Consider the following 7,540-nt stretch of genomic DNA (forward strand, 5'->3'; position numbering starts at 1 on the left):
GCATCCCATGAGTACTATTCTATTTGAACTGGGGTGTGAAGAGCTACCTCCAAAGAGCCTAAAACCATTACGTGATGCGCTACAAGCCAGTGTCACTGATCAATTGACGGCAGCAGATATCACCTTTGATAGCATCAAAGCCTTTGCTGCTCCGCGCCGTTTGGCCATTCAGATTCAAGGTATTAGCGATAAGCAGCCTGATCGTACTGAGCAAAAACGCGGACCAGCGATTAAAGCGGCGTTCGATGCAGAGGGCAATCCAACACGTGCGGCGATGGGTTTTGCCAAAGGTTTGGGTATTGAAGCCAGCGAGCTTACGACGATTAATACCGACAAAGGTGACTATGTCGGTTTTGAGCAGACTATTCGTGGTCAAGCGACTACTGAGCTACTGCCTGCTATTTTCCAGACCGCGCTAGATAATTTGCCGATAGCCAAACGTATGCGCTCAGGTGCTAGCCGCAACGAGTTTGTGCGTCCAGTGCAGTGGGCAGTATTGATGCAGGATGATACTGTCATCGATGCCACCATCCAAGGTCATCAGACTGGTACGCAAACGCGTGGTCATCGCTTCCACAGCCCTGACTATCACAATATTGCTCATGCCAATGATTATGAGCAATTGCTAGACGGTTTAAAAGTGGTGGCAGATTTTGATAAGCGTCAAATGCTGATTAAAAACCAAGTTAAAGCTTTGGCAGATGAAGTCAATTCTGATGCCATCGTACCGCAAGATTTATTAGACGAAGTCACCGCATTGGTTGATTTCCCAATTGCGCTACGAGCAAGCTTTGAAGCACGCTTTTTACAAGTACCGCAAGAAGCGCTTATCTCGACCATGCAAGCGGATCAAAAGTATTTCTGCTTGACTGATAAAACTGGCAAATTGCAGCCGTATTTCATTTTTATTACCAATATTGAATCAAAAGATCCTAACCAGATTATCGAAGGTAATGAAAAAGTTGTGCGTCCACGTTTGGCTGATGCAGAGTTTTTCTTCTTGCAAGATCAAAAGCAGCCATTATTTGCACTCACAGAAAGTCTCAAAAATCGCGTATTCCAAGACAAATTGGGGACGATTTGGGAGAAATCTGAGCGTATTGCTAAGCTTGCTGCGTTTATCGCCACGTTGATGCAGCAGCAAGGCCACGATATCAATGTTGATGAAACCGTACGTGCGGGCATTTTGTCTAAAGCGGATTTGGCCAGCTCGCTCGTCGGCGAATACCCTGAATTACAAGGTATCGCAGGTACGTATTATGCGCGCCTAAATAATGAGCCAGAAGCGGTCGCTGCCAGTTTAGAAGAGCAGTATCTGCCGAAATTCAGCGGTGATGTATTACCACAAACACTGATTGGTATTTGCCTAGCATTGGCTGATCGTTTGGATACATTGGTTGGTATTTTTGCGATTAACCAAGCACCGACAGGTTCAAAGGATCCGTTTAGCTTACGTCGTTCTGCTATTGGTATCTTGCGTATTTTGATTGAAAAGCAGTTGCCGATTAATCTGGTAGCGCTCGTTGAGCAAGCGATTAAAGGCTATAGTGATGCTGAAGGTAGCAAGATTGCCAAAATGGGTGATACTTTTACCCAAGTCATGGCATTCCTAAACTCGCGCTACCGTGCGATGTATACGGAGCAAGGCGTTAGCGTCGATACGATTCAAGCAGTGCAAGCGATTAACCCGCATATGCCGCTTGATTTTGATCAGCGTATCCGTGCAGTGCAAGCATTTAGCGAGCTGTCACAAGCGTCGATGTTGGCTGACTCAAACAAGCGTGTCGCTAATATATTGGCCAAGTCAGAAGTGAGCGTGGCTGATACAGTCGATGAAGCGCTACTGTCTGAATCTGCTGAGCAAAATTTATATGCGAATGTGAAGCAAGCACAGACAGTGGTACAACCATTGCTTGAGCAAGCGGACTATACGCAAGTATTGCAAACGCTGGCTAGCTTAGATGAGCCGTTGACACAGTTCTTTGATCAAGTAATGGTCAACAGTGAAGATGCTGCGCTTAAAAACAATCGCTTGGCATTGCTAAAGCAGGTTCGTGCCTTGTTCTTGACGGTAGCTGATATCAGTGAGCTACAGCTGTAACCCTGCTAAAACCTGATAGTTACTTTAACCTGATTGTTGTTTTAAATTGACTATTACTTCTGATAAAAAACCTGGCTTATCATGGCCAGGTTTTTTGTTATGCAGTTGACTGATTTGTTGGTAGGTTTATCTAGTGGATACAACCAGTCAGTTAGCGCAATCAGCAATTAAACGGTAAAGGCATTGTATTATCGCTATTATTGACGGTAAAATTTATGTTATCAAAACGTATTAACTAATCTTATTTAGTAGATTTCGTTATTTCTCGCGTTTACCCATAATCGAAGGAGCACTGCCGTGTTTGCTGTTATTATCGTCATCCTTATTATTTGGGCTTCAATGTGGGCTTTTTATAAGTTTATGTACCCGCGCGCACCTAAAAGTATGATGCCAAAAGAAGGAGATGTGACCACACCGCGTCAGTGTAATTTTTGTGGCAACAGCTTGGCTGAATATCGCGGTGTACTCGAAACCAAACCAAGTACAGCTACCGATGGCAATATTGAAGCGAACCAAGAGTTATTCTTTTGCAATTATGAGCATCAAGCAGACTTTCATGCAGGCAAGACCTACACGCCTTATACATAAATAGATAAATGATTGACCAAAAAAAGCGCCTAACTTTATTGGCTAGGCGCTTATATGTTTAATACAGCACGATGTATCTATAGAATAGAATGAGCATCTTTCATAATTTTATTGAGCAATGCCTCAGACTGTTTATCTCCTTGAATACGATCTTCATCGCTTCTTTGATAAGTATGAATTTTCTCGTATAAATTTAAGCAGCACAGTACTAGCAAGCTCTCTTGGCTCAGGCTTGGCGCATCGCGTTTTAGGTCGAGCGCATAATTATTGATATAAGAGACGGCTGAGTGTAGCTCTTCTTGCTCGTGCACTGGGCAATAGATGGGATAGGTCACCCCAGCAATCGCAATATCTACTTTTTTGATTTGTGGCTCAGGAGTGCTGTTTGTTTTAGGCGCAGGTTTAGCAGCGCCGCTCTGTGGAGCTGAAGTATTTGCAGCTGAAGTATTTGGCGCGATTCTTTGGGATTTAAGCCCATTGGTTGGTAGTTGGTTATTTTGTGATGGATTGTTTGGCGCTTGCTTGTTTAAAGGGTTGGTCTGGTCATCAGTCATGATAAATCCTACAATATATGTCATTAAAGTGAGTAATATAAGAGATTATAAGTGTGAGTCTAGTGGCTTAATCAACGCTGTATTTTTAATAATGAAGGTACTTGATAACTAAAGCACTTAATAGCTAAAGCACTTGATAGCTAAGACAGTTGATAATAAAGGCACTTAGTCAACGTGGCTTTTATCGATAATAAAGTTATTTAAGCAAAAAGACTTAAGCCAAACTCACCACTGACTATCTCGTGCCGCTATGTATCAACCTTCTGCTTGATCGATACGGGTTAAGCGTTTTAACACCACTTGCGTCCGTTCAGCGGCCAACTGATTCTTCTTTTGCAGTTCACTGTTTTGTTGTTTGATATCGCTATACTGCTGCTTTAGCTCATTATTGTGTTGTTGCAGCTCGCTGTTTTGTTGTTGTAATTGGCTGATCTGTTTTTGCAGTTTGTCTTGTTCTTCACCGATCATATGGTGCGCTTCTGCAAGACTCTGATAGCGCTTGTCGAGATCGTTCAGTTGTTTTTTGGCACCGTCACGTTCGTTATGACTGTTATCTAATTTGGTTTTTAGGGCGGCAAATTCTTTTGAATCAGTAACAGGGTGTTGTTTTAAGCTGCTAAGTTCAGCACTGACAAGCTGATACTGTTTTTTGATGTCGAGTACCATTTTTTCTAATATTCTAAGTTGATCATACATAGTCAGTTTTTATCCTTAACAAGTAAGCGTGAATGAATTTTGTTCGCTGCATTTAATAATGCCATAGGTGACCGCATAATATCTATATCAACAAAGTAATTACAAGCATCGGGCTTTGTCTTTTCACTTTTATTTATCGATAATTTGTCCATGACATTTTATCGCGACTATTTTTATTTTATGAGCAGTAATCAATTACTAGGACATCTATTATGAATGATAATATCTCTGGCTGGAATACTTGGCTGACTGCGTTTGATGATTGGACTGACGTGTCTATTAGCGAAGTGCATGGCATGATGACAGGGCTTATGACGGCTTGTAATGCGCCTGACGAAGCAACTTGGGCTAAGGTGTTTGAGGAGCTCAGCTTTGCCCCGCTACCAGAGCCTGCATTGACCTTGCTGACAGAAGAAGCGGAAGACATCGTGTTTCAGCTAAAAGACAAAGATGATGCCTACGCGTATATGCCGCTCATTCCAGATGATGAACATGATTTATACGAGCGCGTGATGGCGTTGAAACAGTGGGCAAACGGTTTTATGACCGGTTTTGGTATTACTGATTGTGGTTTGACCAGTGAAGAAAACGAGATGCTATCTGATTTGGCTAAGATTGGCGCAATTCGTCTCGAAGATGATGAGGATTTTGAAGGTGGCGAAGAGTCTTATCTTTATATCTATGAATTTGCTCGTATGGTACCCGTAAGTTTTGCCACACGTAAACGCAAGGCTGTCAAAGATATCGCGCTCATCGCAGGTTTGTCTATCGATGCCAAAACAACCAAAGAGCTACAGGCAGAAGGTAAGCTACCAAAACCAATGCCGCCAGTGGTTGATGTGATGAACCATAACAATCCATCGTAAGGCAGCTCTGATACATCATAGTTCTGAAAATTGTAGTAAGGATATTTTATGATCCAAAATAGCAGTAGTAATAGCGACAATGTCAGTAATAGCGATAATGTTGATAGTAGCAGCGATGTCCAGCTGAAAAATGCTGAGCACCCTACTCAGAGTCTCGATTGGCTAACACGTCTCATCTCCTTTGATACGGTCAGTCGCCATTCTAATTTGGCTTTGATTAACGATGTAAAGTCGTACTGTGAGCAGTTGGGTTTGACGGTAGATTTGACCTTTAACGAGGCTAAAACCAAAGCCAATTTGTTTGTGACTGTACCGGCTGGCGAGAATGCTGATATTATCAATAACGGTCTGGTCTTATCAGGTCATACCGACGTTGTGCCAGTTGATGGACAAGCGTGGTCTTCAGAGCCGTTTACCGCGACGATACGTGGTGATAAGCTATACGGACGCGGTGCATGTGATATGAAGGGCTTTATCGCTTGTGCACTAACGGTATTGCCACAAGCCGTGCAGTTATCGAATAGCGGTCAGCTACGTCGTCCGTTGCATTTGGCATTGTCGTTCGATGAAGAGGTTGGTTGTTTGGGTGCGCCATTGATTTTGGCAGACCTAAAAGCACGTGGTATCACGCCTGATTATTGTATCGTCGGTGAGCCAACTAACATGGCTATGGTAGTCGCACACAAAGGCATCGCAGTTTATCGCTGCCGTGTACATGGCAAGTCGGCGCATTCTTCATTGATTGCACAAGGTGTCAATGCTATTAGCTACGCTAGCAGATTGGTTGGCTATGTAGATACGCTTGCTGAAGAGCTGAGCGCTCGTGATGATAACGATGCGTTATTTACAGTGCCATACTCGACATTGTCAGTAGGTACCATACATGGTGGTACAGCGACCAATATCGTGCCCAACCTATGCGAGTTTACTTTTGACTATCGCAACCTGCCGCACATGACGCAAGACGATATACTAGCGCCCATTCAGGCAAAAGTCGCTGAACTAAACGCGCAAATGCAAGCGCGCGCTCCAGAGACTGGTATTGAGCTGATGCAAGAAGAAAGCGTCCCCGCCATGACAGATGACGATAGCTCTGAGTTGCAATCACTAATCGCTGCGCTGACAGGAGATAATGAGCGTCATAAAGTGGCTTACGCGACTGAAGGCGGTCAGTTTACCAATGCAGGTATTCCAACGATTATTTGTGGCCCCGGTAGTATTGAGCAGGCGCATAAAGCGGATGAATATGTGGAGCTTAGCGAAATTGAACGCTGCGATGCATTTTTAAAGAAGCTATTAGATAGCTGTACGACTCAGCCGTCTATGCAGTCATAATTATTCAGAAGAATGCGTGTCGTTCCTTTAAGGATTTTTGCGAGACTTTTTGATATATAGGTATAAATAACACCGTCTCAATGGCGGTGTTTATTTTTTAGTCGCATACTTAAATCGTATAGCCGTTCGTATTAGAACCATTTACACATGACAAAGTAGGGGTGGGTTGATGTCTTGGCATCTGTTTGCAGTGTTTTTCGCAAGTACGTTTTTTATCTCAGCGACCCCTGGTCCTAATATGCTGTTGGCATTTCAGTATGGCATGAACTATGGCGTCAAAAGAACCTTATGGACGCTGGCAGGTTTAAGCCTTGGCTTGTTTGTATTACTGCTATCGACACTGCTTGGATTGGATGTAATCAGTCGCCAGTCACCGTGGCTACTGACCATTATCAAGGCTGTGGGTGCAGTATACTTAATCTATTTGGGTATCAGCTCTTGGCGCGATGCTGGTGACGGTAGCTTGATGAGCGATGCTAAAGAGTTGAGTGTCGAGGTAGCAGCAGACTATACGGTTTCTGATGGAGCGCCTATATCACAGCCGCGTTCGCTCTCCAGTGCTGCTACTAAAATAGCGCCGAGCAATATGACCTTGTTTCGTACTGGTGTTTGGGTGTCATTATCTAATCCGAAAGCTATTTTGTTCTTTGCGGCCTTTTTCCCTAAATTTATCAATTTCAGTGCGCCACTATGGCCGCAATATGTCCTATTGACTATCGGCTTGTTTTTGAGCGAAACGATTTGGCAGATCGTATATACCTTGGGTGGCAAAAAGCTAGCAAGCTGGCTCGATGTTGGTAATCGCTTAGCTTGGCTCAATCGTGGATGTGGGGTAATATTTATAATTATCGCTGCTGCTTTATTGGCTGAAGTGATAAATAGTTTTATAGCTTAAAAACTACTGATAAGATTTTAAATTAAAGTGATTAATTGAACACACGTTTATTAAATTATTTTCTATACAAGCCAAATTAATTATTGACTTTAATTTTTAAATCGTTATTATTGGCTCATTGATTTATATTACTTATCTTTCATAAGCGATAAATCGTTTCAATTAACCTGCTATTGTCGTCCTGACATTAGCCACAACCTATGGAGGAATCATCGTGTCCTATATAACTACCAAGACGTTTTTAAAGATTGAATGTGTAAACCACATGACAGCAATGACACCTTCGAAAAGGTTTGGCTAAATTTTTATATAAGCTATTGAGTGATGTCCTATTTACTGATATCAACGAATAGCCTTCTGTATCTACTTGAGCTATCTCTTTTCTAAGTCTACTGTGCCAAATTTGCTCTGCGATCATGCTAAGCCATATTGCGCTTGCTGTTATCTGTTTACCTAACATTTTTCTTTACCGTTATTGCTAATAAAGCGACTCAGGCTATGATTT

Annotated in this window: 7 protein-coding genes; 5 read left to right on the forward strand and 2 right to left on the reverse strand. The window is 42.7% G+C overall.

All coding sequences use genetic code 11. From position 1 onward, the window contains the following. The first annotated feature begins 7 nt into the window (after positions 1-7). Together glyS and CXF61_RS03365 are read left to right on the forward strand one after the other, a co-directional pair. The gene (glyS, locus tag CXF61_RS03360; protein ID WP_165597143.1) at positions 8-2,101 is read left to right on the forward strand and encodes a glycine--tRNA ligase subunit beta; all 2,094 of its coding nucleotides are present in this window, start codon (positions 8-10) and stop codon (positions 2,099-2,101) included. 297 nt (positions 2,102-2,398) lie between these two features. Beyond that, entirely contained in the window at positions 2,399-2,689 is a 291-nt protein-coding gene (locus tag CXF61_RS03365; protein ID WP_227526580.1) for a hypothetical protein, read from the forward strand. Between the two features lie 77 nt (positions 2,690-2,766). Here CXF61_RS03365 and CXF61_RS03370 read toward each other — a convergent pair whose 3' ends face one another. Together CXF61_RS03370 and CXF61_RS03375 are read right to left on the reverse strand one after the other, a co-directional pair. Continuing rightward, the gene (locus tag CXF61_RS03370) at positions 2,767-3,243 is read right to left on the reverse strand and encodes a cell division protein ZapA (RefSeq protein WP_101212328.1); all 477 of its coding nucleotides are present in this window, start codon (positions 3,241-3,243) and stop codon (positions 2,767-2,769) included. 255 nt (positions 3,244-3,498) lie between these two features. Then, positions 3,499-3,939, reverse strand: coding sequence for a hypothetical protein (locus tag CXF61_RS03375; RefSeq protein WP_165597144.1), 441 nt, complete (start codon positions 3,937-3,939; stop codon positions 3,499-3,501). Positions 3,940-4,151: 212 nt separating this feature from the next. Here CXF61_RS03375 and CXF61_RS03380 point away from each other — a divergent pair, with 212 nt between their 5' ends. The 3 genes from CXF61_RS03380 (at position 4,152) to CXF61_RS03390 (ending at position 7,035) form a co-directional block, all read left to right on the forward strand. After that, positions 4,152-4,805: a UPF0149 family protein gene (locus tag CXF61_RS03380; protein ID WP_057761477.1), complete on the forward strand. Its 654-nt coding sequence runs from the start codon at positions 4,152-4,154 to the stop codon at positions 4,803-4,805. A gap of 48 nt (positions 4,806-4,853) precedes the next feature. After that, positions 4,854-6,140 carry an acetylornithine deacetylase gene (argE, locus tag CXF61_RS03385; protein ID WP_227526581.1) on the forward strand — a complete coding sequence of 429 codons (1,287 nt, stop codon included), beginning with the start codon at positions 4,854-4,856 and terminating at the stop codon, positions 6,138-6,140. Between the two features lie 169 nt (positions 6,141-6,309). Beyond that, positions 6,310-7,035 carry a LysE family translocator gene (locus CXF61_RS03390; protein WP_165597145.1) on the forward strand — a complete coding sequence of 242 codons (726 nt, stop codon included), beginning with the start codon at positions 6,310-6,312 and terminating at the stop codon, positions 7,033-7,035. Positions 7,036-7,540: the final 505 nt, after the last annotated feature.

The sequence above is a fragment of the Psychrobacter sp. 4Dc genome, from assembly GCF_002836715.1.
Taxonomy (GTDB): domain Bacteria; phylum Pseudomonadota; class Gammaproteobacteria; order Pseudomonadales; family Moraxellaceae; genus Psychrobacter.

What these genes read in the sequence shown, in the direction of transcription:
- glyS (WP_165597143.1), top strand. Translation starts at nt 8, where the DNA reads ATGAGTACTATTCTATTTGAACTGGGGTGTGAAGAGCTACCTCCAAAG.
- CXF61_RS03370 (WP_101212328.1), bottom strand. Translation starts at nt 3,243, where the DNA reads ATGACTGATGACCAGACCAACCCTTTAAACAAGCAAGCGCCAAACAAT.
- CXF61_RS03375 (WP_165597144.1), bottom strand. Translation starts at nt 3,939, where the DNA reads ATGTATGATCAACTTAGAATATTAGAAAAAATGGTACTCGACATCAAA.
- CXF61_RS03380 (WP_057761477.1), top strand. Translation starts at nt 4,152, where the DNA reads ATGAATGATAATATCTCTGGCTGGAATACTTGGCTGACTGCGTTTGAT.
- argE (WP_227526581.1), top strand. Translation starts at nt 4,854, where the DNA reads ATGATCCAAAATAGCAGTAGTAATAGCGACAATGTCAGTAATAGCGAT.
- CXF61_RS03390 (WP_165597145.1), top strand. Translation starts at nt 6,310, where the DNA reads ATGTCTTGGCATCTGTTTGCAGTGTTTTTCGCAAGTACGTTTTTTATC.